Source organism: Pseudomonas sp. DWP2-2 (assembly GCF_049897065.1).
Lineage (GTDB): Bacteria > Pseudomonadota > Gammaproteobacteria > Pseudomonadales > Pseudomonadaceae > Aquipseudomonas > Aquipseudomonas paracarnis.
The window spans coordinates 323,758-347,941 of record NZ_JAFCVN010000001.1; the positions used below are offsets into that span (position 1 = coordinate 323,758).

At 60.4% G+C, this 24,184-nt stretch carries 20 protein-coding genes; 10 read left to right on the plus strand and 10 right to left on the minus strand.

The features are described 5' to 3' along the window. Nucleotides 1–113 precede the first annotated feature (113 nt). From ACP7CZ_RS01350 to ACP7CZ_RS01360, 3 genes are read left to right on the plus strand one after another with little or no spacing between them, the layout of a single operon-like run. Nucleotides 114–599 (plus strand): Hcp family type VI secretion system effector, encoded by a 486-nt coding sequence (locus ACP7CZ_RS01350; RefSeq protein ID WP_124412574.1) that lies wholly within the window; start codon nucleotides 114–116, stop codon nucleotides 597–599. Then, a complete protein-coding gene (locus tag ACP7CZ_RS01355; RefSeq protein ID WP_127880715.1) occupies nucleotides 596–1,309 on the plus strand; it encodes a DUF4225 domain-containing protein in 714 nt (237 codons plus the stop codon). Before ACP7CZ_RS01350 ends, ACP7CZ_RS01355 begins: the two co-directional genes overlap by 4 nt. A 5-nt stretch (nucleotides 1,310–1,314) precedes the next feature. After that, nucleotides 1,315–1,608 carry a hypothetical protein gene (locus tag ACP7CZ_RS01360; RefSeq protein ID WP_232914648.1) on the plus strand — a complete coding sequence of 98 codons (294 nt, stop codon included), beginning with the start codon at nucleotides 1,315–1,317 and terminating at the stop codon, nucleotides 1,606–1,608. A 77-nt stretch (nucleotides 1,609–1,685) separates the two neighbouring features. On the opposite strand, the gene cysS is transcribed toward ACP7CZ_RS01360, so the two are convergent. Both cysS and ACP7CZ_RS01370 read right to left on the minus strand, forming a co-directional pair. Beyond that, complete coding sequence (cysS, locus tag ACP7CZ_RS01365; protein WP_032902823.1) at nucleotides 1,686–3,068, minus strand: cysteine--tRNA ligase; 1,383 nt, start codon at nucleotides 3,066–3,068, stop codon at nucleotides 1,686–1,688. A gap of 15 nt (nucleotides 3,069–3,083) precedes the next feature. Beyond that, nucleotides 3,084–4,784 carry a glutamine--tRNA ligase/YqeY domain fusion protein gene (locus ACP7CZ_RS01370; RefSeq protein ID WP_252951105.1) on the minus strand — a complete coding sequence of 567 codons (1,701 nt, stop codon included), beginning with the start codon at nucleotides 4,782–4,784 and terminating at the stop codon, nucleotides 3,084–3,086. Nucleotides 4,785–5,021: 237 nt separating this feature from the next. Here ACP7CZ_RS01370 and ACP7CZ_RS01375 point away from each other — a divergent pair, with 237 nt between their 5' ends. Next, nucleotides 5,022–5,525, plus strand: a complete 504-nt coding sequence (locus ACP7CZ_RS01375; RefSeq protein ID WP_003174772.1) for a peptidylprolyl isomerase — start codon at nucleotides 5,022–5,024, stop codon at nucleotides 5,523–5,525. Continuing rightward, entirely contained in the window at nucleotides 5,522–6,271 is a 750-nt protein-coding gene (gene lpxH, locus ACP7CZ_RS01380) for a UDP-2,3-diacylglucosamine diphosphatase (RefSeq protein ID WP_014718941.1), read from the plus strand. The genes ACP7CZ_RS01375 and lpxH overlap by 4 nt, the downstream gene beginning before the upstream one ends. Nucleotides 6,272–6,420: 149 nt before the next feature. Here lpxH and ACP7CZ_RS01385 read toward each other — a convergent pair whose 3' ends face one another. The 7 genes from ACP7CZ_RS01385 to ACP7CZ_RS01415 all read right to left on the minus strand — a co-directional run bounded on the left by ACP7CZ_RS01385 (nucleotide 6,421) and on the right by ACP7CZ_RS01415 (nucleotide 17,491). After that, the gene (locus tag ACP7CZ_RS01385; RefSeq protein WP_003192178.1) at nucleotides 6,421–7,950 is read right to left on the minus strand and encodes a DHA2 family efflux MFS transporter permease subunit; all 1,530 of its coding nucleotides are present in this window, start codon (nucleotides 7,948–7,950) and stop codon (nucleotides 6,421–6,423) included. Beyond that, nucleotides 7,950–9,149: an efflux RND transporter periplasmic adaptor subunit gene (locus tag ACP7CZ_RS01390; RefSeq protein WP_294196170.1), complete on the minus strand. Its 1,200-nt coding sequence runs from the start codon at nucleotides 9,147–9,149 to the stop codon at nucleotides 7,950–7,952. Before ACP7CZ_RS01390 ends, ACP7CZ_RS01385 begins: the two co-directional genes overlap by 1 nt. A gap of 15 nt (nucleotides 9,150–9,164) precedes the next feature. Next, on the minus strand, nucleotides 9,165–10,616 hold the full coding sequence (locus tag ACP7CZ_RS01395; RefSeq protein WP_294196169.1) for an efflux transporter outer membrane subunit: 1,452 nt from the start codon (nucleotides 10,614–10,616) through the stop codon (nucleotides 9,165–9,167). Further along, nucleotides 10,613–11,086, minus strand: a complete 474-nt coding sequence (locus ACP7CZ_RS01400; protein WP_014718945.1) for a MarR family winged helix-turn-helix transcriptional regulator — start codon at nucleotides 11,084–11,086, stop codon at nucleotides 10,613–10,615. Before ACP7CZ_RS01400 ends, ACP7CZ_RS01395 begins: the two co-directional genes overlap by 4 nt. A 276-nt stretch (nucleotides 11,087–11,362) precedes the next feature. Next, entirely contained in the window at nucleotides 11,363–15,049 is a 3,687-nt protein-coding gene (locus ACP7CZ_RS01405) for a translocation/assembly module TamB domain-containing protein (protein ID WP_294196167.1), read from the minus strand. After that, complete coding sequence (locus ACP7CZ_RS01410) at nucleotides 15,049–16,776, minus strand: autotransporter assembly complex protein TamA (protein WP_294196165.1); 1,728 nt, start codon at nucleotides 16,774–16,776, stop codon at nucleotides 15,049–15,051. Before ACP7CZ_RS01410 ends, ACP7CZ_RS01405 begins: the two co-directional genes overlap by 1 nt. A 64-nt stretch (nucleotides 16,777–16,840) precedes the next feature. Next, nucleotides 16,841–17,491 carry a GNAT family N-acetyltransferase gene (locus ACP7CZ_RS01415; RefSeq protein WP_034127911.1) on the minus strand — a complete coding sequence of 217 codons (651 nt, stop codon included), beginning with the start codon at nucleotides 17,489–17,491 and terminating at the stop codon, nucleotides 16,841–16,843. 168 nt (nucleotides 17,492–17,659) lie between these two features. On the opposite strand from ACP7CZ_RS01415, the gene xthA reads away from it, so the two are divergent. Beyond that, the gene (gene xthA, locus ACP7CZ_RS01420) at nucleotides 17,660–18,472 is read left to right on the plus strand and encodes an exodeoxyribonuclease III (protein ID WP_034127912.1); all 813 of its coding nucleotides are present in this window, start codon (nucleotides 17,660–17,662) and stop codon (nucleotides 18,470–18,472) included. A 195-nt stretch (nucleotides 18,473–18,667) separates the two neighbouring features. Continuing rightward, nucleotides 18,668–19,999, plus strand: coding sequence for a phosphate ABC transporter substrate-binding/OmpA family protein (locus ACP7CZ_RS01425; RefSeq protein WP_294196163.1), 1,332 nt, complete (start codon nucleotides 18,668–18,670; stop codon nucleotides 19,997–19,999). Nucleotides 20,000–20,152: 153 nt separating this feature from the next. On the opposite strand, the gene ACP7CZ_RS01430 is transcribed toward ACP7CZ_RS01425, so the two are convergent. Continuing rightward, entirely contained in the window at nucleotides 20,153–21,382 is a 1,230-nt protein-coding gene (locus ACP7CZ_RS01430) for an acyl-CoA dehydrogenase (protein ID WP_034127914.1), read from the minus strand. Between the two features lie 151 nt (nucleotides 21,383–21,533). Between ACP7CZ_RS01430 and ACP7CZ_RS01435 the strand changes: the two genes are divergently transcribed. From ACP7CZ_RS01435 to ACP7CZ_RS01445, 3 genes are read left to right on the plus strand one after another with little or no spacing between them, the layout of a single operon-like run. Then, the gene (locus ACP7CZ_RS01435) at nucleotides 21,534–22,463 is read left to right on the plus strand and encodes a LysR family transcriptional regulator (protein ID WP_034127915.1); all 930 of its coding nucleotides are present in this window, start codon (nucleotides 21,534–21,536) and stop codon (nucleotides 22,461–22,463) included. Between the two features lie 53 nt (nucleotides 22,464–22,516). Next, nucleotides 22,517–22,909: a MerR family transcriptional regulator gene (locus ACP7CZ_RS01440; RefSeq protein WP_003192195.1), complete on the plus strand. Its 393-nt coding sequence runs from the start codon at nucleotides 22,517–22,519 to the stop codon at nucleotides 22,907–22,909. 16 nt (nucleotides 22,910–22,925) lie between these two features. Continuing rightward, complete coding sequence (locus ACP7CZ_RS01445; protein ID WP_034127916.1) at nucleotides 22,926–23,828, plus strand: hydroxymethylglutaryl-CoA lyase; 903 nt, start codon at nucleotides 22,926–22,928, stop codon at nucleotides 23,826–23,828. The last annotated feature ends 356 nt before the right edge of the window (nucleotides 23,829–24,184 follow it).

Here is a 24,184-nt window from a genome sequence, read left to right on the forward strand (position 1 = left end):
CAAAAATCGAATAATCCTACATCCTACTCGCACGATAAAAGGCGAAACATCCGATATTTCCTATTTACATTCTTTTGTATGTTTATGGCGAATAAATCAGGATGCCAACGTCCATGGCTAACCACGGCTACATGTCCATTAACGGAAAATCTCAAGGCCTGATCTCGGCTGGTTGCTCAACCCAAGACTCCATCGGCAACAAGTGCCAGGAGGGGCACCGAGACGAAATCATGGTGATGTCCTTCAATCACAATATGCTCAACACCGGCAATGTCAGAGCTTCCACTCACGGCCCGGTGGTCATCACAAAAAACATTGATAAATCCTCGCCCTTGTTGGCCGTGGCGTTATCCAACAGAGAAGAACTGAACTGCGTCATCAACTTCTATCGAATTTCACAGTTTGGTCGGCACGAAAAATACTACACCGTCGATATAAGGGGCTGCATCATTGCCAGCCTGACCGTGGACGTTCCCCATTCCGTACTCCTGAATGATGTAGACGCACAAGAACATCTGTCGATTCGTTATCGGGAAATTATCTGGACACATCACATCGCGGGGACCAGCGGCTATGGCTCATGGGAAACCGGGCGATGAAATCAAAGAACAAAAATCAAACACCGAGCTTTTATGACTTATGGGTCGTCAGCCAAGCCGCAGGCAACCTGACCAGCCAGGCTTGCACAATCAGCGCTCGTCATCTGCAGGACGGTGTGACTCGCTCGATATTCAATCGGGAAGTGGCCTATTACGCTCGCAGTATTGTTAACGATGTGGAGCAGGGAAAAAAGACCGTCGCAGAGGGGCTGATCGAGATAAAAAAAGAGCAGCGTAGTTTGCTGGATCAGTCAATAGCAATTGGGAGAAATGGAATTGGAGCCGTTGCAGGCGCGCTTCAAATAGCTACTGGTGCCGGAATTTGCTACGCATCGGTGGGTACCCTGTGCCTCGTCGCAGGAGTGCCATTAATGGCACATGGCGCTAATAATTTATATGAAGGTGGACACAACCTAGTAACAGGTAGATCCGATACCGTCGGTCCGGTTCGTACAGCATATCAATCAGTTGCATCCGCCGTCGGTCACGGAGAGCGGGAAGCAAACATGGCCTACGGCGCCGTTGATATTAGCCTATCTATCTACAGCACTGTAAGACATATATACAAACCAGATGCTTGGCGTTTATTTAGGTATTTGGATTCAGACCGGATACGAGCCTATAAAACCATGACACCAACTTCGCTGACAGCGGAGGCCGCAACAGATGCAATCACATTAAAGCAACTACATGAAGAGTCTAAAAAGTGATTATTATGGCTTTTCTAATACTCTCGCCACTGGGGCTGTTATTCGCTTACTGGCTTAGAGTTATCTTCTCCGGCAAAGGACTTGGATATACAAAAATCTATATCAGCTTAGCAGTCAATATTTTCTTTATGATGACACATATGGAAATCGCTCAATTTGACAAATACTTATACTTCGGTACTCATCCAGAAGTCATCGAAAACTATCCAATCATTGGCTGGATCGCACTAGCGTTCTTCATACTGCATGCACTCGCACTCCCAGTTAAACGCGACTTGAACTGGTGGTGGAAACGCTAAGTGACATCGCTATTTTTTGTAAAAAAACGCCCCGAACCAGTCAGGGCGTTTTTCATTCAGCGTGCAGCTATCAACGGTCAGTCAGCCAACCGCCACGTCGTCCCACCCTTGCCGTCTTCCAACACCACACCCATCGCGGTCAGTTGGTCGCGGATACGGTCGGATTCCGCCCAGTCTTTATTGGTGCGAGCCGCCAGACGCGCCTGGATCAGTGCATCTACCTCAGCGGCATCCACACGCCCTTCAGCGCCGGCTTGGAGGAAGTCATCGGCCTCCATCTGCAACACGCCCAGCACGCTGGCCAGTTCTTTCAGACGCGCCGCCAGGCCCGCCGCTGCGTCGATATCGGTCTCGCGCAAGCGGTTGATCTCACGCACCATCTCAAACAATACCGCGCAGGCTTCCGGCGTACCAAAGTCGTCGTTCATGACTTCGGTAAAGCGTGCCACGAAGGCTTCGCCGCCTGCCGGCGCCACCGCAGGCAAACCTTTCAACGCGTGGTAGAAACGCTCCAGGGCGCCCTTGGCGTCCTTGAGGTTGTCTTCCGAGTAGTTGATGGCGCTGCGGTAGTGGCTGGACACCAGCAGGTAACGCACCACTTCCGGGTGGTACTTTTCCAGCACGTCGCGGATGGTGAAGAAGTTGTTCAAGGACTTGGACATCTTCTCGCCATTGATGCGGATCATGCCGCAGTGCATCCAGGCGTTGGCGTAGGTCTTGCCTGTGGCGGCTTCGCTCTGGGCGATTTCGTTTTCGTGGTGCGGGAACTCAAGGTCGCTGCCGCCGCCATGAATGTCGAAGGTCTCGCCCAGGCAGCAGGTGGACATCACCGAGCATTCGATGTGCCAGCCCGGACGCCCGGCGCCCCACGGCGACTCCCAGCTCGGCTCGCCCGGCTTTGTACCTTTCCACAGTACGAAGTCGAGCGGGTCCTGCTTGGCTTCGTCGACTTCGATCCGCGCGCCGATGCGCAGGTCTTCGATCTTTTTGCGCGACAGCTTGCCGTAGCCCATGAACTTGGCGACGCGGTAGTACACGTCGCCGTTGCCTGGGGCGTAGGCGTAGCCCTTGTCGATCAGGGTCTGGATCATCGCGTGCATGCCAGGGATGTGGTCCGTGGCACGCGGTTCCATGTCCGGCTTGAGGATGTTGAGGCGCGCCTCGTCCTCGTGCATGGCGGCGATCATGCGCTCGGTCAGCGCGTCGAACGACTCGCCGTTTTCGTTGGCACGGTTGATGATCTTGTCGTCGATGTCGGTGATGTTGCGCACGTACGTCAAGTCATAGCCGCTGAAACGCAACCAGCGGGTCACCAGGTCGAAGGCAACCATGCTGCGGCCGTGGCCGATGTGGCAGTAGTCGTACACGGTCATGCCGCACACGTACATGCGCACCTTGTTGCCGTCCAGCGGCTTGAAGACTTCTTTGGTCTTGCTGAGCGTGTTGTAGATCGTTAGCACGATGTTTCCCTTAAATCACTGGCCCCACGAATCTCGCAAGGTCACGGTACGGTTGAATACCGGAGCACCAGGTTTCGAGTCCTTGATATCCGCGCAGAAGTAGCCTTCGCGCTCGAACTGGAAACGGTCTTCCGGCTGTGCGTCGCCAAGCGATGGCTCGACACGACAACCAGTGAGTACTTGCAGGGAGTCAGGGTTGATGTTGTCGAGGAAACTCGCGCTGTCTTCCGCCTTCTCAGGGTTCGGCGAGCGGAACAGACGATCGTACAGGCGCACTTCGCACTCGATGCTGGCAGCGGCCGGTACCCAGTGGACCACACCCTTGACCTTGCGGCCTTCAGGGTTCTTGCCCAGGGTGTCCGGATCGTACGAGCAACGCAGTTCAACGATGTTGCCATCGGCGTCCTTGATCGCTTCGTCCGCACGGATCACGTAGCTGCCGCGCAGGCGCACTTCGCCATTCGGCTCCAGGCGCTTGTAGCCCTTGGGCGGCTCTTCCATGAAGTCGTCACGGTCGATGTAGATCTCGCGGGCGAATGGCAACTTGCGCACGCCCAGCTCTTCTTTCTGCGGATGACGCGGCAGTTCGAGGTTCTCGACCTGGCCTTCCGGGTAGTTGGTAATCACGACTTTCAACGGGCGCAGCACGCACATGGCGCGCGGGGCGTTGGCGTCGAGGTCCTGACGGATGCTGAATTCCAGCATGCCGAAATCGACCACGCCGTCGGAGCGGTTGGTGCCGACCATGTCGCAGAAGTTGCGGATCGACGCCGGGGTGTAGCCGCGACGGCGGAAGCCCGACAGAGTCGACATGCGCGGGTCATCCCAGCCATGCACGTGCTTTTCATCGACCAGTTGCTTGAGCTTGCGCTTGCTGGTGATGGTGTAGTTCAGGTTCAGGCGGCTGAACTCGTACTGACGCGGGTGCGCCGGGACCGGCAGGCTGTCCAGGAACCATTCATACAGTGGGCGATGGCTTTCGAACTCCAGGGTGCAGATGGAGTGGGTGATGCCTTCGATGGCGTCCGACTGACCGTGGGTGAAGTCGTAGTTGGGGTAGATGCACCACTTGTCACCGGTCTGGTGGTGATGGGCGTGGCGGATGCGGTACATGATCGGGTCGCGCAGGTTCATGTTCGGCGAGGCCATGTCGATCTTGGCGCGCAGCACGCGGGCGCCGTCCGGGAACTCGCCGGCGCGCATACGATTGAACCAGTCCAGGTTCTCTTCCACCGAACGGTCGCGGAACGGGCTGTTCTTGCCCGGCTCGGTCAGCGTGCCACGGTACTCCTTGGCCTGCTCCGGGGTCAGGTCGTCCACATAAGCCTTGCCGGCCTTGATCAACTCGACGGCCCAGTCGAACAACTGGTCGAAATACTTGGAGGCATAGCGCACTTCACCGGACCATTCGAAGCCCAGCCACTTGATGTCGCTTTCGATGGCGTCGATGTATTCCTGGTCTTCCTTGGCCGGGTTGGTGTCGTCGAAACGCAGGTGCGTGACGCCACCGAACTCCTGGGCCAGGCCGAAGTTCACACAGATCGACTTGGCGTGGCCGATGTGCAGGTAGCCGTTGGGCTCAGGTGGGAAACGGGTGACGATCTGCGTGTGCTTGCCCGAATCCAGGTCCGCCTGGATGATCGGGCGAAGGAAATTGACCGGGACGGCAGGTCCGGCCTTGGTATTCGAGGTAGGGTCGACAGTGGGCTTGCTCATAGGATCCTTGAACAGACAGGTGCATGGCCAGGTGGGGCCAGATAAAACAAAGGGCTCATAATAGCCGAAGCAGTCAAGACACATACAGAGCGCGGCCAATTAATTGCCCGGGCGGTAAAAAACCACCTCGAAATTCCCGCAGGGCACGCTAAACTGCGCGCCTTGGCCGTCGTTTAGCCAGACAGGTAAGGTGCCCAGGCGCCCACACCCACGAATTCCCTGAAAAGAGTAGCGAACATGACTCAAGTCAAACTGACCACCAACCACGGTGACATCGTTATCGAGCTGAACGCCGAGAAAGCGCCGATCACCGTCGCCAACTTCATCGAATACGTCAAAGCCGGCCACTACGAAAACACTGTTTTCCACCGTGTCATCGGTAACTTCATGATCCAGGGCGGCGGTTTCGAGCCGGGCATGAAAGAGAAGAAAGACAAGCGTCCAAGCATCCAGAACGAAGCGGACAACGGCCTTTCCAACGACAAGTACACCGTCGCCATGGCCCGTACCATGGAGCCGCATTCGGCCTCCGCGCAGTTCTTCATCAACGTCGCCGACAACGCCTTCCTGAACCACAGCGGCAAGAACGTGCAGGGTTGGGGCTACGCGGTGTTCGGTAAAGTCACCGAAGGCACTGACGTTGTCGACAAGATCAAAGGCGTATCGACCACCTCCAAGGCCGGTCACCAGGACGTTCCAGCCGAAGACGTGATCGTCGAGAAAGCCGAGATCGTTGGGTGATATTGCTGATTTCAGATTTGCATCTGGAAGAGGAGCGCCCGGACATCACCCGGGCGTTTCTGGATCTGCTCCACGGCCGCGCCCGTGGCGCCCAGGCGTTGTACATTCTGGGGGACTTCTTCGAAGCCTGGATTGGCGACGATGGCATGACCCCCTTCCAGCGTTCCATCTGCGCGGCTCTGCGTGAGCTGAGCGACAGCGGCACCCCGATTTTCATCATGCACGGCAACCGTGACTTCCTGATCGGCAAGGCGTTCTGCAAAGCGGCAGGCGCTACCTTGCTCAAGGACCCGACGGTCGTGCAGTTGTATGGCGAGCCAGTGCTGTTGATGCACGGCGACAGCCTCTGCACCCGCGACCTCGGCTATATGAAGCTGCGGCGCATCCTGCGTAACCCGGTTGTACTGTTTATCCTGCGCCACCTGCCCTTGGGCACGCGTCACAAACTGGCGCGCAAGTTGCGCAGTGAGAGCAGTGCTCAAGTGCGCATGAAGGCCAACGACATTGTCGATGTCACCCCTGAAGAAGTGCCACGGGTGATGCAGCAGTTCGGCGTGCGCACCCTGGTCCACGGCCATACCCACCGCCCCGCCATCCATAAGTTGCAGATCGGCGACCAGGCGGCCAAGCGCATTGTGCTGGGGGACTGGGACAAGCAAGGGTGGGCGCTGCAGGTGGATGAGCAAGGATTTCAGCTGGCGGCGTTTGACTTCGTCAACCCGCAGTTGGCGTTGCCTGGCGCCTGAACCTCTGACACAACACCGTTCAACCTGTGGGAGCTGGCTTGCCTGCGATGCAGACACCTCGGTGTATCAGATGCACCGAGGTGATGCTATCGCAGGCAAGCCAGCTCCCACACAAGCCAGCTCCCACAGGGACCGCGCTGACCTTACAATCAGTGCCCCGAAGCCGCAGGCCCGGCCTTCGCCGTGAACGGTGGCTTGGCCAGCCACACCAGCAACATCAAGCCCATGAACATCCACCCCAGCAACGTGAAGTAATCCACAGTGGACATCATGTACGCCTGGCTGGTGAGAATCTGGTCCAGTTGGGTATAGGCCTTCTGCCCTGCCCCACCCAGCGCCTGCAACGCATCGCGGGTGGTCGAGTCGTAGACGGTCATGTTCTCGCTCATGTAGGCATGGTGCTGGTCGGCCCGGCGAATCCAGATCCAGGTTGTCAGCGAGGCCGCGAAGCTGCCGCCCAAGGTGCGCAGGAAGGTCGCAAGCCCCGCGCCGTCGGCAATCTGGTGCGGCGGCAGGTCGGACATCAGGATGCTCAAGGTCGGCATGAAGAACAGCGCCACGCCGATGCCCATGAACAGCTGCACCATGGCGATGTGGGTGAAGTCCACTTCGTTGGTGAAGCCGGCGCGCATAAAGCAGCTCAAGCCAATCGCCAGGAACGCCAGGCCCGCCAGCAGGCGCAGGTCGAACTTGTGCGCGTACTTGCCCACGAACGGCGACATCAGCACCGGCAAAATGCCGATGGGCGCCACTGCCAGCCCGGCCCAGGTGGCGGTGTAGCCCATCTGGGTTTGCAGCCACTGCGGCAGGATCAGGTTGATGCCGAAAAAGCCCGCATAACCCAGGATCAACACGATGGTGCCGATCCGGAAGTTACGGTGCGCGAACAGTCGCAGGTTGACCACCGGGTGCTTGTCGGTCATCTCCCAGATCACGAACACCGCCAGGGCAATCACCGAAATGGCCGCACCAATGATGATGAAGTTGGACTCGAACCAGTCCAGGTCATTGCCCTTGTCGAGGATGATCTGCAAGGCGCCCACACCGACGATCAGGCTCAGCAGCCCAACGTAGTCCATCGGCTGGTAACTGGTGACCACCGGGCGCTTTTTCAGCTGCGCACGCACCACCATCACCGCAAAAATCCCGATGGGCACGTTGATGAAAAAGATCCACGGCCAGCTGTAGCTGTCGGTGATCCAGCCGCCGAGGATGGGCCCGGCAATCGGCGCGACCACCGTGACCATCGCCAATAACGCCAGGGCCATGCCGCGCTTGGCCGGCGGGTAGACTGCAATCAACAAGGTTTGGGTCATCGGATACAACGGCCCGGCGACCAAGCCTTGCAGCACCCGAAAGCCGATCAGCTCAGGCATCGAGGTAGAGATACCGCACAGGAACGACGCCAGCACGAACAGCAGGGTCGCCCACAAGAACAGCTTCACCTCGCCAAAGCGCCGGCTCAACCAACCGGTGAGCGGCAAGGCGATGGCGTTGCTCACCGCAAACGAAGTGATCACCCAGGTGCCCTGCTCCGAACTCACCCCCAGGTTGCCGGAGATAGTCGGCAACGCCACGTTGGCGATGGTGGTGTCGAGCACCTGCATAAAGGTCGCCAGCGACAGGCCAATAGTGGCCATCAACAGGCTGGGTGGCGTGAACGAGGCGTTATTGCTCATCAGCGTTGCGCAGCCTTGGGAGCGGCGACGCTGTTGTCATGGATCAACTGGTTGATCATGGCATCGGCCTCGGCCAATTGGCGGTCATACACGTTGGTGGTGAACGAGGCTTTTTGCGGCGCCTGTTGCGCCAGCACCGGGCCGCTCTGGTCGTGCAGGTCTACGTTGACCACGGTGCTCAAGCCCACTCGCAGCGGGTGTTTGGCCAGCTCTTCGGCGTTGATATGGATGCGCACCGGTACCCGCTGCACGATCTTGATCCAGTTGCCGGTGGCGTTCTGCGCGGGCAGCAAGGCGAACGCGCTGCCCGTGCCGGCGCCAAGGCTGTCGACGGTGCCGCTGTACTTGACGTCGCTGCCGTAGATGTCCGACTCGATATCCACCGGCTGGCCGATGCGCATATCCCGCAGTTGGGTTTCCTTGAAGTTGGCGTCGATCCACAGCTGGTCCAGCGGGATCACCGCCATCAGCGCGGTACCCGGCTGGACGCGCTGGCCCAGTTGCACGGTGCGCTTGGCCACATAGCCGGTGACCGGCGCGATCAAGGTGCTGCGGGCATTGGTCAGGTACGCCTGGCGCAGTTGCGCGGCGGCCGCTTGCACATCGGGATGGGACGAAATCACCGTGTCATCCACCAGGGCATTGGTGGTTTTCAGTTGTTGCTCAAGGTTGGTCAAGGCGTTCTTGGCGGCGGTCAGGCTGTCGCGAGCGTGAGACAGTTCTTCCTGGGAAATCGCGCCGCCCTGGGCCAGGGTCTTGCGGCGGTTGTAGTTGTCCTGGGCGGTTTGCACATCGGCTTTCTGCGCATTGACCTGGGCTTTCATGCCATCGACGTTGCTGTACAGGCCGCGTACTTGGCGCACGGTGCGGGCCAGGTTGGCCTGGGCACTCTGCAGGCCGACGGCGGCGTCGTTGGGGTCGAAGTTGATCAGCACCTGGCCTTCATGGACCAGGTCGCCATCGTCGGCGCCAATGCTGACCACGGTGCCGGTGACCAGCGGGGTGATTTCCACCACGTTGCCGTTCACATAGGCGTCGTCGGTGCTTTCATTGAAGCGCCCGTAGAACTCATACCAGGCCCACACGCCCACCACACTCAGGATGACGATCAGCGCCAGGCCGATCAGCATCACTTTGCGTTTGCGGGGGTTGGTGTCTTGGGGTTGTTCGGTTGCGTTGTTGCTGTCGGCAGTGGCCATGACAAATACCTCAAATTATTCCGTGCGTGTAGCTGGGGTGGTCGCGGCCACGCTGTTGACGTGGTACCCGCCACCCAGGGCCTGCATCAATTGAATCGACAGGTCGATCTGCGCCGCATTCAGGGTGGCCAGCTGACGCTGGGCCTGCAGCAATTGCTGCTCGATGCTGAGCACATCCAGGTAGTTACCGATGCCTGAGCTGTAGCGTTGCACCCCGGTGTCGTAGGACTGCTGCGCGATGTCGGCGGCATGTTGCTGGGCCTGGATCTGCCGCCCGGTGTCGCGCAGTTGGGACAGGCTGTTGCCGATATCGCCCAAGGCTTGCACCAGGGTTTTGTTGTACTGGGCCACGGCCAGGTCGTAGTCGGCGTCGCGGGCATCGAGATCAGCACGCAGACGGCCGCCGTCAAAGATCGGCAGCGAAATCGTCGGCGCAAAGTTGAAGAAGCGGCTGGCCGAACCGAACATCGCATCGCCCAGCAACGACTCGGCACCTGCGCTCGCGCTCAGGTTGAGGTTGGGGTAGAAGCGGGTCTTGCTGGCAGCGATGTTCTTGCTCGCGGCCTCTACGCGCCAGCGTGCAGCGACCAAGTCCGGGCGACGGCCAAGCAGCTCGGCTGGCAACACCGCCGGCACGGCCACGGCGCTGGGTTTGAGCACCGCTGGGCGCGCCAACTCGTTGCCACGGTCCGGGCCTTTACCGAGCAACACAGCCAACGCGATCTTGGCGCTTTGCAGTTGTTTTTCCGCGTCAATCAGTTGCGACTGAGAACTGGCTTCCAGGCTCTCGGTCTGCTGGAACTGGTACTCGCTGTCGATACCGGAACTCAGGCGGCGCTTGCTCAGGTCGAGCATCTGGCGGGTACGCTTGAGGTCATCTACCGCCAAGTCACGCACGATATGGGCCTGGCCCAGGTCGCTGTAGGCCTTGGCCACGTTGGCGGCCAGGGTCAGGCGCGCGGCCTGCTGGTCGACTTCGGCAGCACGGGCCTCGCCCAACGCCGCTTCCCAGGCGGCGCGCTGGCCGCCCCACAGGTCGAAGTTGTAGTTGAAACTGGCGCCGATGTTGCGCACCGTCGAATAGGCATCGCCCTGCCCGCGTGGGTCCTGGTCCTTGGCCAGGCGCGAACGGCTCACGCCGGCGCTGGCATCCACGGTCGGCATACGCGCGGCGTTGGCGGCATAGGCGGCGGCTTCGGCCTGATGCGCACGAGCGTCGGCCACTTGCATGTCGGGGCTGTTTTGCAGGGCTTCCTGGATCAGGCCGTCAAGCTGTGGGTCGCCCAGGCTTTTCCACCAGTCGGGGGCCGGCCAGGCGGCGCTCGACAGCGTCACGCCGCTGAGGGATTTACCGGTGTGCAAGGTATTGGCGTCGAGGCGCTGGCCCTGGGTGTCGAGGCCGCTGTAATTGGCGCAACCGGCCAACGTCATCGCCGCCAGCACCAGGCTGAGTGCGCGAGTGTTCATGATCTACCTACCCGCTGGATCGTAATGGGGTCACCCGCAGCGATCAGCATTTTCTTCAGGATCCGCTCCAGGGTTTCCAGCTCGCCCGGCTCAAGCACACCGGCCAACTGGTTGAGAGCCTTGGCGCCGATGTGCGGCAGCATGTCCGCCAGGCGCTGGCCCTCGGCGGTCAGCACCAACTGCACCTGGCGGCGATCCAGCTCGGAGCGCTTGCGGCTGAGCAAGTCTTTTTGCTCCAGACGGTCGAGCATGCGCGTCATCGAACCGCTATCCAGGGATAGGTTGCGGCACAGCTCCGCCGGGGTATCGACGCCGAACTGGGCCATGATGATCAACACCTTGAACTGCGCGGCGGTGATGCCGTGGGGTTCCATATGGGTGTCGATGATGCGGTCCTTGAGGATCGCGGCGCGGCCCAGCAACAGCCCGAGGTGGCAGTTGTGGAAGTTGTCAGGGGTGAAGTGAGGCATCGAAAGTCACCTTATTACTGCCTAGGCAGTGAATGTGTGACGAGATGTTACTGCTTAGGCAGCGAATGTCAAATGGAATAATTAGGTTGCTTGGTAGTTGAGTAACTTAGAGCCTTGGACAGCAATCAAATCAGCGAGAGTCCAGTTAAGGCTTTTTGTAGGAGCGAGCTTGCTCGCGAAAAAACTCACGGGCACCGCGTGCATTCAGGATGCACGCGTTATCGTTGACGTTTTTCGCGAGCAAGCTCGCTCCTACATTTTTTGATCGGGCAAGGTTTAGAAATCGCGCTTGTAGAAGATATCCAGGGAACTCGCTACGCCCGTGGCCACTTCCAAGTACACCTTCTTGCTCAGCAGGTAGCGCAAGGCAATGGTGTTAGCCGGCTCGAACACCCCTACCCCATAACGCAAGCTGAGCTTCTCGTTGATCTTGCCGCTGGCCACCACGGCGGTGCTGTTACCCGTACCCTGGGTGTCCAGATCAAAATCCTGAATCCCCAGCTTATTGGCAATATCCGAAGTCACGCCAGCGCTGCCCATCAAGCCCAGGCCCAGGGCGGCTTCGGCGAGCATGTTGTTGTCTTCGCCAGTGTTGGTGCGCGAACGGCCCAGCACCAGGTATGACAACGCATCTTCCTGGGCCATGGCCGGCTCGGAGAAAATTTGCGTGGTCGGTTGTTCAGCGCTGCCGCTCAGGCGAATACCGGCGGTCACGGTGCGGGACGATTCGACCACCACGCGCACCGCCTCGATATCCAGGAACGGTTGATCCAGCGGCCCGGCGAACAACAGGCGTGCGCGACGTACGTTGAGGCGCTGGCCGTAGGCGCGGTAGCGGCCGTCGTTGAGCCACAGCTCGCCACGGGTGTCCATGTTGTCGCCGATGTGCACGTGGCCCTGGACCTTGGCGGTGAGGCCGAAGCCGGCGAAGTTGAGCTGGTCCTCACCCACTTCCACGTCGATATCCATGGCCATGGCCATCGGCGCTTTGCCCTCTTCGGTCTGGCTGCCGATGATCACGGTGTCGTCGGACACCTTGACCGTCGAAGGCGGCAGTTCGCGCACGGTGATGTCGCCACGGGGGATATGGACCTTCCCGGCGATCGCCAGCTTGTCGTCCTTGAGGCTGATTTTCAGGTCGGGCGCCACTTCCAGCTTGGCGTAGGGCTCCACGGTGACCGGCAGTTGCGAGCCTTTGAGGCTGAGGTCGACCACCAGGGCACGGCCCCAGTCGATCTGCCCCGTGAGGCTGCCGTGCCCGGCCTTGCCGCTGCGCCAGCCACCGTTGAGCTGCACGCTTTCGCCGGCGATTTGCGCCTGCAAGTTCAGGCCTTCGAGGCTGATGGGCAGTTCCGGCCCGGAGACTTCGCCGTCCACCAGGTTCAGGTTGCCGTTGACCAGGGGCGCGAGCAAACCGCCGGAGATGCGGCCATTGCCGTTGAGTTTGCCGCTGAGTTTTTCCACCATGGGTACAAAGGGCCGCGCTACGGCGAGGTCCAGACCCGTAAGGCTGAAATTGCCGGTGATCGGCTTGTTGCTCGGCAGCGGATTGATCTGCGCCTGCAACAACAATTGGCCAAGCTTGCCGCCACGGAAATTTAGCTGGGTGTCGATGCGCTTGGGATTGAGGGTGGTTTCCAGCTTCAGGGTGTCGTAGGGGAAATCCAGCCACTGGCCCTTGTCGCGCACGCGCAAGGTGCCGCCACTGGCGTCCACCGCGACCACACCTTTTGGGCCGCTCTGGGGCAAGTCGAGTTGCACATCGGCGTTGAGCCTGCCCTGCCAGGCGAAGTCTTTGGGCAAGAACCCCGCGAGGCTGTCGAGAGGGAATTGCTTGAGGTGGTAACGCAACTTCGGCTCGGGCATCAGGCGCTGGTCTTCCCCACACAGGCTGGCGCCACCGGAGACCCAGCAGTGCGCACCAAAGGTCAGCTTGCCATCGGCCAGGCGTTCGATCTTCGCCGGGGCTTGCAGCCGCCAGTCCTGGCCACCGGCTTGCACGTCGCCACTGGCCAGGCGCCCGCGCCAGTTGTCTTTGTCAAGGTTACCATCCAGGGCCAGGGCCAGTTTGACCAGCGGGCCAGTCAGCGCCAGCTGGACTTTCTGGTTCTTGATATCGCCCTGGGCGCTGGCGGTGAGGTTGCCGACTTGCGTCTCGCCGCTTTGAATGCCGTTGGCCTTGAGGTCGAGCTTGGCGCGCTGGGCGCTATCGAGGTTGGCGTCCAGGTTGAGGCTTTGCAGACGGTTGTCGGCAAAGGCCAGTTGCTGACCCTTGAGGTCGAGCTTGCCTTGAGGGGCTTTCAAGGTGCCGGCCACCTCGACACGCCCGTTGACTTGCCCACGCAGTTGCGGCCAGAGCTGGGCCAGGCGCGCCAGCTTGATGTCGATCTGCCCGGCCAGACGCTGTTGCAGGCTGCCGCTGCCGTTGATGCGGTTGTCGCCCAGGCGGATGTCCAGGTTGGCGAGGGTCCATTGCTCGCCGGCGCCTTCGGCCTTGGCCGCGAGCACGGCGGTTTGCCCGCGCAGGCGACCCTTGAGGTCGAGGTCGGCGTTGAGCTTGAGCTGTTCATTTTTGAACTCACCTTTGCTGCGCAGCGGCCCGGCCAGAGTGCCGGGCAACTCTGCGACCCAGTAGGCCGGGTTCAGCGCCGACAGATCCAGGGCGGTGTCCCAGGCAATGCCGTCGGCAAATTGCAGGTTCAGGTGGCCTTCGGCCTTGCCTTGGCCGGCACTCAGTTTCAGCTCAGGCAGGAAGACCTGCTTGAGGTCGCCACTGAAGGGGGTGACCACATTGAACTTGCCCGCCGGGCCGTCGAGGTCAGCCTTGAGATTGCCCAGGTAGTTGCCGTCTTTATAGGAGATTTCACCGTTGAAGGTGCGCAAGGCCACTTGCGGTTCGTCGATGACCGGATAGAGGCGATGCCAGGGGAAGTCCAGCCAGTCGATCTTGGCGTCCGCGCTGAAGCCTTGTTGCCAGTCCAGGTTGGCACTGAGCTTGAGGCTTTGCTTGTCGCCGGCCGTCAGGTCCAGGCCGGCAATCTGTGCACCCTTGGCGTCAACCTTGCCCTTGAGCAGTAAATCCACCGGGCCGTTTTCGGCCGGTAGCACGGCCTTGCCCAGCAACTGGTAGCCATTGCTCAGGTCGCCTTTAGCGTTCAAGTCCAGTTGGTTGAGTTGCAGGGTATCGGGCAGGTCTGCGCTGGGTTTGAACGACTCGGAGGTGATGTGCACCTGCGCCGGCAGGTTTTCCACCAGGGGTTGCAGCTCACCAGTGAGCTTGGCCGGCAGATAGCCGCTGCTGTCGGCGTCGAGCTTGAGGGTCTTGAGCAAGTCGCCGTCGAGCTTGAGAGCAACGCGCCAGGGCGCGCCGCCCGGCGCATAGGGCAAGCTCAGGTTACCGGTGGCATTCAACGGCCAATCGCCGCTGGGTTGCAGCAGACCGGCGAGGTCCAGTACCAGATCGTCGCGCTGCAGATGCACCGAGTCGATCTGCAGGCCGGCGGTAGTCCAGTGCGCCACCAGTTGCAGGCCCTTGAGTTCTTCATTGCCGTTGAACAGCAGGCTGCCAATGCGAACATCGCCCAACTGGAGCGAAACCGGCAGCTTCAGGTCGGGCAGTTGAATCGGCCCGCTGTCGCTCTCTTCGGCACTGGGGGCGAATTCCAGGCTGACCTGTTCCACATCCAGTCGGTTGATGCACAGGGTCATGCGCAGCAGGCAGCCGGGTGACCAGTCAAACGTCGGTGCATTCAGCTCGACGCGGCTGCCATCCTGCTGCCACAGCAAATGATCGGCACTCCACTGCCCGCCCAGGCGCCCCTGGAAATTTTCCACGCTCAAACCTGGTACCTGGCCCAAGGCCCAGCGACTGCCCGCCTGGGTGCCAAGCACTGACCACAGCGCCAACAACAGCAAGACGAGGATGGCAACCAACGCCAGCCCCGCTATTTTCAAACCACGCATCACAGCTCAGGCCCCATGGAAAAGTGCAAGCGAACGCCGCCCGGATCTTCGAGGGCATGGGCCAGGTCGAGGCGAATCGGCCCCACCGGCGATACCCAGCGCACGCCGACGCCCACGCCGGTTTTCAGGCTCGGCAGGTCGAGGTTGTTGAACGAGTTGCCCTGGTCGATAAAAGTCGCGATACGCCATTTGTCGGTGATGGAATATTGATACTCAGCGCTCAGGGCCACCATGTAGCGGCCGCCGATGCGGTCGCCGCGATCGTTCTCGGGCGATAGCGTCTGGTACTCGTAGCCGCGCACGCTCTGGTCACCACCGGCGAAGAAGCGCAAGGAAGGAGGCACGGATTTGTAGCCATTGGTGGCACTGCCGCCAAATTGCGCACGGCCCAGGAAGCGGTGGTTGTCCCACAAGGTGGTCAGGCCCTTGACCGTCGCTGTGCCGTAAAGCAGGTTGGTGTCGGACCCCAGGCCCTCTTTGGCGACCTTGGTGTCGAACATCAGGCGGTAGCCATGGTGCGGGTCGATGCGGTTGTCACTGCGCAGGTAGGAATAGCTCACGCCAGGCATCAGCAGGTTACTCAGGCCCGAGTCATTGCCCAGGCGATATTCTTCGCGCTGGTACTTGAGGGAGATCACCCGCGTCCAGCCACTGGGCAACTTGCTGTGCCATTCGGGGCCGATGGTGAGCAGCTTGCTCAGGGTGTCAGTGTTAGCGATCTCTTCATTCTGGTAGCCGCCAGCAAAGCGCAATTTGTCAGTGAGCGGCGGGTCGAGCGGGATGTCGTACCACAACCCGACGTTCTGCCGTGGCGCCGACAGTTCAGCTTCCCAGCCATAACTGTGGCCCTGTGGGTTGACCCAATGGCGCGTCCAGTTGGCTTTGCCCCGTGGGCCGACGTCAGTGGAATAACCCAGGCCCAGGCCCATGGTGCGCGGCTTGCGGGTGTCCAGTTGCACCGCCACCGGGATCACATCATCGGTGGCGGCGGTGGGGCTGGCGTCGACGCGCACGCCTTCGAAGAAGCCACTGGCTTGCAGGTTCTGGTTGAGTTCGGCGACCAGTTCGGAATCATAGGGTGTGCCGGGCTTGAACGGCACCATGCGCTGCAACAGCTCTTCATCAAAGGGCGTGTCGCCGGTGAAGCTGACCTTGCCCATGCTGTAGCGTGGGCCGCTGTCGTAAATGAGTTTGATGTCGGCCACGCCCGCTTGAGGGTCTACGGCAAGTTTCTGGCTGGTGAAGCGCCCGCTGAAAAACCCGTAGCGCGAGGCCTGGTTCTGGATCAGGCGCTTGGCGTCTTCGTAATGGCCGTGATTGAGCACGGCGCCGGGCTTGAGGTCGTCGCTGGCGGGCACGCGAAAGGTCTTGAGACTCGCGGCCTGGCCGTCGACCCTTATGGTGACGTCGCGCAAGTGCACCGGTTCGCCGGGGTCGATGGTGAGGGTCAGGCGCGGGTTCTTGCCGCCCTTCACCTCGCTGTTGATCTGCGGCTGATAGTAGCCCAGGGCCTGCGCGGCTTTGCGCGCCTGCTCCTCGGCGCCACGGCTGAACCGCAGCAAGGCTTCTTCATCACGATCGCCCACACCGCCGATGTAGCCTTCGATGTTGGCTTTCAGCGCGTCGTTCGAGGGTTTGATCCGCACGTCCAGTTCGCTTTGCGCCAATGCGCCGCAGCTCGTGAACAGCAGAATCAAGCCGCTGGTAAATCTTCCTGGAAACTTCATAGGCGCGGATGCTACACGAGCGAGAGAGGAACTATGAACCCGGATTCTTCTGAATAATTCTGTCTCAAGCCGTTGCAGGATGTAACGCCTGGGGATTGGGATGGAAAAACACATGCTCGCGCACCGGCCCTACGGCGACTTCGCCGATTTCCTCATAGCCCTGTCGCTTGTAGAAATCCAAATAACGGGAGTTACCGGTGTCGAGCACCACGCCGGATGAATGCGGGTCGTCGGCACACCAATTGTGTACCGCTTCCAGCAACTGCTCACCATGGTGCTTGCCCTGGAACTGCGGATGAATACCCAGCAACGGCAGCACATGCACAGACGTGTTGGGCAGGCACGCCATGACGGCATGATGGTATTCCAGGTAACGCCGCGTACCGCGCACGCCGGTGCTCAGCCACATGCGGATTTGCCAGGCCCAGCTTTCGGTGATGCCCAGGCGCCGCTGGGGCGGTGCAATCAGGGCAATGCCGATCAGCCGGTCGTTGACGAACAGGCCGATGGCCGGGAGTTTCTGGAAAAAATGCTGCTTGACCAGTTCGCGCACAGTGGCACGTACTCGCTGTTCATAGCCCGCCCGCTCGGCTTCGAAGATGTAGGCAAAGGTCGGCTCATGGCGATACGCCTGGTACAGCAGGGATCGCGCTTCACGGGAGTAGCCGCTATTGAGCAGGCGGATTTCGGCAGTGGCCGTCGAAGTGTCTGGCATAACAGTCAATCTCCCTGGGCGCCACTCAAACATGGCGTTCTTATGGGTACGAACCTGCACAGCTCCAGTCGTTCCCAGACATTAGCAGCGCATTCATCCTGCCGCCACGCTGGCCCCCATCCGACTTGTCGGCTAGCATCGCCCTTTTGCCAGACTGGACTGCCGACCATGAAAATCGTCTCCTTCAATATCAACGGGCTGCGTGCTCGCCCTCATCAGTTGGCGGCGCTGATTGAAAAGCATCAACCGGACGTGATCGGTTTGCAGGAAACCAAGGTCCACGATGATCAGTTCCCGTTGGCCGAAGTGCAGGCCCTGGGTTATCACGTGTACTACCACGGGCAGAAAGGCCACTACGGCGTGGCCCTGCTCTCGCGCAAAGAAGCGTTGAGCGTGCACAAAGGCTTTGCCAGCGATGAAGAAGACGCCCAGCGCCGGTTTATCTGGGGCACCTTCGCCGACGAAAACGGCCACCCAGTGACCATCATGAACGGCTACTTCCCCCAGGGCGAAAGCCGCGACCACCCAACCAAGTTCCCGGCCAAGCAGCGCTTCTATGAAGACTTGCAGCAATTGCTGGAAAGCCAGTTCAGCAATGACCAGGCGCTGGTGGTGATGGGCGACGTGAACATTTCCCCAGAGGACTGCGACATCGGCATCGGCGCCGACAACGCCAAGCGCTGGCTGAAAACCGGCAAGTGCAGCTTCCTGCCGGAAGAACGCGAGTGGATGGCACGCTTGAAGAACTGGGGCCTGGTGGACAGCTTCCGCCACCTCAACCCGGATGTGACCGACCGCTTCAGCTGGTTCGATTACCGCAGCCGTGGCTTTGAGGACGAGCCCAAGCGCGGGCTGCGCATCGACGTGATCTTGGCGTCCACCGGGTTGGTGCCTCGGGTCAAGGACGCGGGGGTGGACTATGATTTGCGTGGGCTGGAGAAACCGTCGGACCATGCGCCGATCTGGTTGGAACTGAGCTGATTGTAGGAGCGAGCTTGCTCGCGAAGAACTTGAGGGCGCCGCGTTTATTCAGGAAGCCCGCGTTATCGTTGACGTTTTTCGCGAGCAAGCTCGCTCCTACAGGAGATCAGGGGTGCCAGCCCCGTGTCGGTCATATGGCTGCAATCCGACTGACTTAATCTTCCGGCACTCCCTTTGGCCTAAGAAGGTGCCGGCATGATGCTGCGCGTTCTGTTCCTGTGTTTTGCAATCGCATTCCCCGCCGTGGCGGCCCCTCTGTCCATTCCCGACAAAGGCCCGGCCCTGCGCATCCAGGGCTCCAACACCATCGGCGCGGCACTCGGCCCGGCGCTGGTCAAAGGCTTGATGGAGTATCAGGGCTTGCAGGATGTGCGTGCTGAACCGGGTGCCGGGGGGAATGAGCAGCGCGTGGTCGGCAAGACACGCCAAGGCCAGACGGTCACCATCGAGGTGGCGGCCCACGGTTCCAGCACCGGCTTTGCGGCGCTGAAAAACAATCGCGCCGACCTCGCCGCCGCGTCCCGCCCGATCAATGACAGCGAGCTGGTGGACCTCGACCCCCTGGGGGATTTGAAAACCCCAGGCGCCGAGCATGTGATCGCCATTGATGGCCTGGCAATCATCGTCAACCCGCGCAACCCGCTCAATAGCCTCAACACCGAGCAATTGGCGCAAATCTTCAACGGCGAGGTCAGCACCTGGGAGGCACTGGGAGGTACAGGCGGGACCATTCATTTATATGCCCGGGATGATCAATCCGGCACCTTCGACACCTTCCGGGAACTGGTGCTGAGCCGCCGCGGCCAACCGCTCGCGCCGTCGGCCAAGCGCTTTGAATCCAGCGAACAGCTTTCCGATGCGGTGAGCCAGGACCCCCAGGGCATCGGTTTTATCGGCCTGCCCTCTGTGCGCCAGGCCAAGGCGGTGGCGATTGTCGACGGCGACTCGCAACCGATGTTGCCGCTGACCAGCCTGATCGCCACCGAGGATTACCCGCTGTCACGTCGGCTGTTCTTCTACTTGCCGCCCTCTTCCCGCAACCCATGGGCCAAGGCGTTGGTGGAGTTTTCCCAAGGCAGCAAGGGCCAGGCGATTGTGGCTGCCAATGGCTTCATCGCCCAGCAGGTGCAAGCGATCGGTGTGGCGCCGCGCCCGCCGATGCCCGACGATTACCAGGCCATCGCCCGAGACGCTCAGCGCCTGACGGTGAATTTTCGTTTCGACGAGGGCAGCGCCAGCCTCGACAATAAGGCGCGCCAGGATGTGCAGCGGGTGGTCGCCTATATCAGAAGCCACGGCAAGCTGAATAAGCAGGTGACGCTGGTGGGGTTTGGCGACACCAAGAATGATCCGCAACGTGCGGCGCTGCTATCGAAGTTGCGGGCGATGGCAGTGCGCCGAGAGCTGGTCAAGAGCGGCGTGGTGCTCAAGGATATTCGCGGGTTTGGCGCGCAGATGCCGGTGGCGGCCAATACTGCGGATGAAGGCCGGATCAAGAATCGGCGAGTGGAGGTTTGGGTGTACTGAAGATCGTTGAAGATCGTTCCCACGCTCCGCGTGGGAATGCCGCTCTGGACGCTCCGCGTCCGCTCTTGAAAGGGTGACGCAGAGCGTCACGGGAGGCGCTCCCACGCAGAGCGTGGGAACGATCGCAGAGCGTGGGAACGATCATCATCAGTGTTACTGCCCGCCGCGCATCAATTCCCGAGGCACATATTTGCCAATCTCGAACTTGCCAATCGCCGCACGGTGCACTTCGTCCGGGCCGTCGGCCAGGCGCAGGGTGCGTTGCATGGCGTACATATAGGCCAGCGGAAAATCATTGGACACCCCGGCGCCGCCGTGCATCTGGATCGCGCGGTCGATGACCTTCAAGGCCACATTCGGCGCCACCACCTTGATCTGGGCGATTTCGCTTTTCGCCACTTTGTTACCCACGGTGTCCATCATGTACGCCGCTTTCAAGGTCAGCAGGCGGGCCATGTCAATTTCCATGCGTGAGTCGGCGATCTTGTCGATATTGCCGCCCAACCGCGCCAAAGGCTTGCCGAAGGCAGTGCGGCTGACCGAGCGTTTGCACATCAACTCCAATGCGCGTTCGGCCATGCCGACCGAACGCATGCAGTGGTGAATGCGGCCAGGGCCAAGGCGGCCCTGGGCGATCTCGAAGCCACGGCCTTCGCCCAGCAACACGTTTTCATAAGGCACACGCACATTGTCGAACAGCACTTCGGCATGGCCGTGGGGCGCATCGTCGTAGCCGAATACCGGCAGCGGCCGCAGGATTTTCACGCCTGGGGTATCGACCGGCACCAGGATCATCGAGTGCTGCTGGTGACGCGGCGCATCGGGGTTGCTCAGGCCCATGAAGATCAGGATCTTGCAGCGCGGGTCGCAGGCGCCGGAGGTCCACCACTTCTTGCCGTTGATCACCCACTCGTCGCCCTGGCGTTCGGCGCGGGCGGCCATGTTGGTGGCGTCCGAGGACGCCACATCCGGTTCGGTCATGGCAAAGGCGGAACGAATCTCGCCGCGCAGCAAGGGTTCGAGCCAGCGCTGTTTCTGTTCTTCGTTGGCGTAGCGCACCAGCACTTCCATATTGCCGGTGTCGGGAGCGGAGCAGTTGAATGGCTCCGGGCCGAGCAACGAGCGGCCCATGATTTCCGCCAAGGGTGCGTATTCAAGGTTGGTCAGGCCAGCGCCCAGTTCGGATTCCGGCAGAAACAGGTTCCACAAGCCCTCGGCCTTCGCCTTGGCCTTGAGTTCTTCCATGATCGCCGTGGGCTGCCAGCGATCACCTTCGCTGACTTGGCGTTCGAACACCGGTTCGGCCGGGTAGACATAAGCGTCCATGAACGCAGTGACGCGTTCACGCAGTTCCTGAACCTTGGGCGAATAGGCGAAATCCATGAGCAGCTCCCTTCTTTGAGAGGTTGTTTAGGTCATGCATTCGATGCTAGAACAGCGCTGATAATTTACCTAGCCTATTCTCGCCGTGTATTAACATTCATCACCGATATATGATCGGTGTATGAGCACCTCACAATAAGAGCGCAACGAAATGAATCTGAGCAAGGTCGACCTCAACCTCTTTATTGTCTTCGACGCGATTTACACCGAAGCCAACCTGACCCGCGCCGGCCAGATCGTGGGTATCACCCAGCCGGCGGTGTCCAACGCCCTGGCGCGGTTGCGCGAGACCTTCAACGACCCGCTGTTCGTGCGTACCGCCCAAGGCATGGTGCCCACGCCCATGGCGCAGAACATCATCGGCCCGGTGCGCAATGCGTTGTCGTTGCTGCGCGTGTCCGTGCAGGAAAGCCGCATCTTCAACCCGCAGCAGGCGGCCAAGACCTACCGTATCAGCATGACCGACCTGACCGAGGCCGTGATCCTGCCGCTGCTGTTCCAGCGCCTGCGTCGCCTGGCGCCTACCGTGATGATCGAGAGTTTCCTGTCCAAACGTCGCGAAACCACCAAGGAACTGGCCGCCGGGCGCCTGGATTTTGCCGTGGATGCGCCGCTCAATACCGACCCGCAGGTGCGTCACGTCAAGCTGATGGAAGACCGCTACGTGTGCGCCATGCGCAAGGGCCACCCGATGGCGGGCAAGGATAAATTCACCCTGGATGATTACCTGTCGCTGACCCATATCCATATCTCCAGCCGCCGCAACGGTTTGGGCTATGTGGACCTGGCCTTGGGCAAGATGGGCATTCAACGCAAGATCGCCCTGCGTTCCCAGCACTACCTGATGGCCTATCAGGTGTTGCAACAGACCGACATGGTGATGACCGTGCCCGAGCGTTTCGCCCGTCGTCATGAACTGCACTGGTTCCAACTGCCAGTCAACAGCGTGCCGCCGCTGGAAACCCATTTGTACTGGCACGAAAGCACCGATCAGGACCCGGCGAACCGCTGGATGCGTGAACAGATGATCGAGTTGTGCCAGCAGGTGACGGCCCAGGAAAAGAAAGCCCAGCAGCCTTGACGTTTACGTCAACCTGCAATTAGCTTAGCGCCAAGACTTCCTTGAGCACCGCCATGAGCACCACCTACAGCATCTCCGACCTCGCCCGCGAGCTCGACATCACCACCCGCGCCATTCGTTTCTATGAAGAACAAGGCCTGCTGGCCCCCGAACGTCGGGGCCAGGAGCGCATTTACTCGGCGCGGGACAAGGTCAGCCTCAAGCTGATCCTGCGTGGCAAGCGCATCGGCTTCTCCCTGGCCGAATGCCGCGAACTGATCGAACTCTACGACCCCACCGGCGGCAACCAGATCCAACTCAACAGCATGCTGGCCAAGATCGCCGAACGCCGTGAACAGTTGGAACAGCAACTGCTGGATATCGAACAGATGAAGCTGGAACTGGACACCGCTGAAGAGCGTTGCACCCAGGCCCTGGCGCAGACCATCAGCCAAGCCGGCCATTGACCAGAAGGTAACCGCCATGTCCCTACCCTCCCACGTACGCCTGGTTGAAGTCGGCCCGCGCGACGGTTTGCAGAACGAAGCCCAGCCCATCAGCGTGGCGGATAAAGTCCGATTGGTAGACGCCTTGAGCGCCGCTGGCTTGAGCTATATCGAAGTCGGTAGTTTTGTCTCGCCCAAATGGGTGCCGCAAATGGCAGGTTCAGCCGAAGTGTTTGCGCAGATCCAGCGCAAGCCCGGCGTGACCTATGGCGCACTGGCACCGAACCTGCGCGGGTTCGAGGATGCGCTGGCGGCCGGGGTCAAGGAAGTCGCGGTGTTCGCGGCGGCGTCCGAGGCGTTCTCCCAGCGCAATATCAATTGTTCCATCAGCGAGAGCCTGGAGCGCTTCGCACCGATCATGGCCGCCGCCAAGCAGCACGGCGTCAGCGTGCGCGGCTATGTGTCCTGTGTACTGGGTTGCCCCTATGAAGGCGATATCGCCCCGGAGCAAGTGGCGGCCGTCGCCCGCGAGCTGTATGCCATGGGCTGCTATGAAGTGTCCTTGGGCGACACGATCGGTACCGGCACGGCGGGCGCTACCCGGCGCCTGTTCGAAGTGGTCGGCGCGCAAGTGCCACGGGACAAGCTGGCCGGGCACTTCCACGACACCTACGGGCAGGCCATCGCCAACATCTATGCCAGCCTGCTGGAGGGCATCACGGTGTTCGACAGCTCTATCGCAGGCCTGGGCGGCTGCCCCTACGCCAAGGGCGCCAGCGGTAACGTCGCCACCGAGGACGTGCTGTACCTGCTCAACGGCCTGGGTATCGACACGGGTATCGACCTGGAACGCTTGATTGGCGCCGGCCAGCAGATCAGCCAGGTGCTGGGACGGCCTACGGGTTCCCGCGTGGCGAAGGTGCGTAACGCAGGTGAGTAGCACAGCTGTGACAATGTGTTACCGCACACCGGCATAACGGGTAACGCGGGAACAAAATCCGCCGTGCAAACTGAAAGAAAATACTGACAAAAAACCAACTCGTTGATTTTAAAGGCTTTTAAAAAGTTGGCACGCCTTCTGCTATCTCTATGGCATAACAAGAATAAAAAGCGCCAAACCTAATAAAAATAAGACGAAACGACTCTGACATAACAAAAACAACACGGCAGAGACGCAGCTAACAGATTTTTTTGGAGAAGATGTGCTTCCCAGGGTACGGCATGCCGCAACCCGCAACCGGATAGAGAAAAATAAAACTACCTCAGGTAGCTACCCACTGGTTGGATCGTTTACGA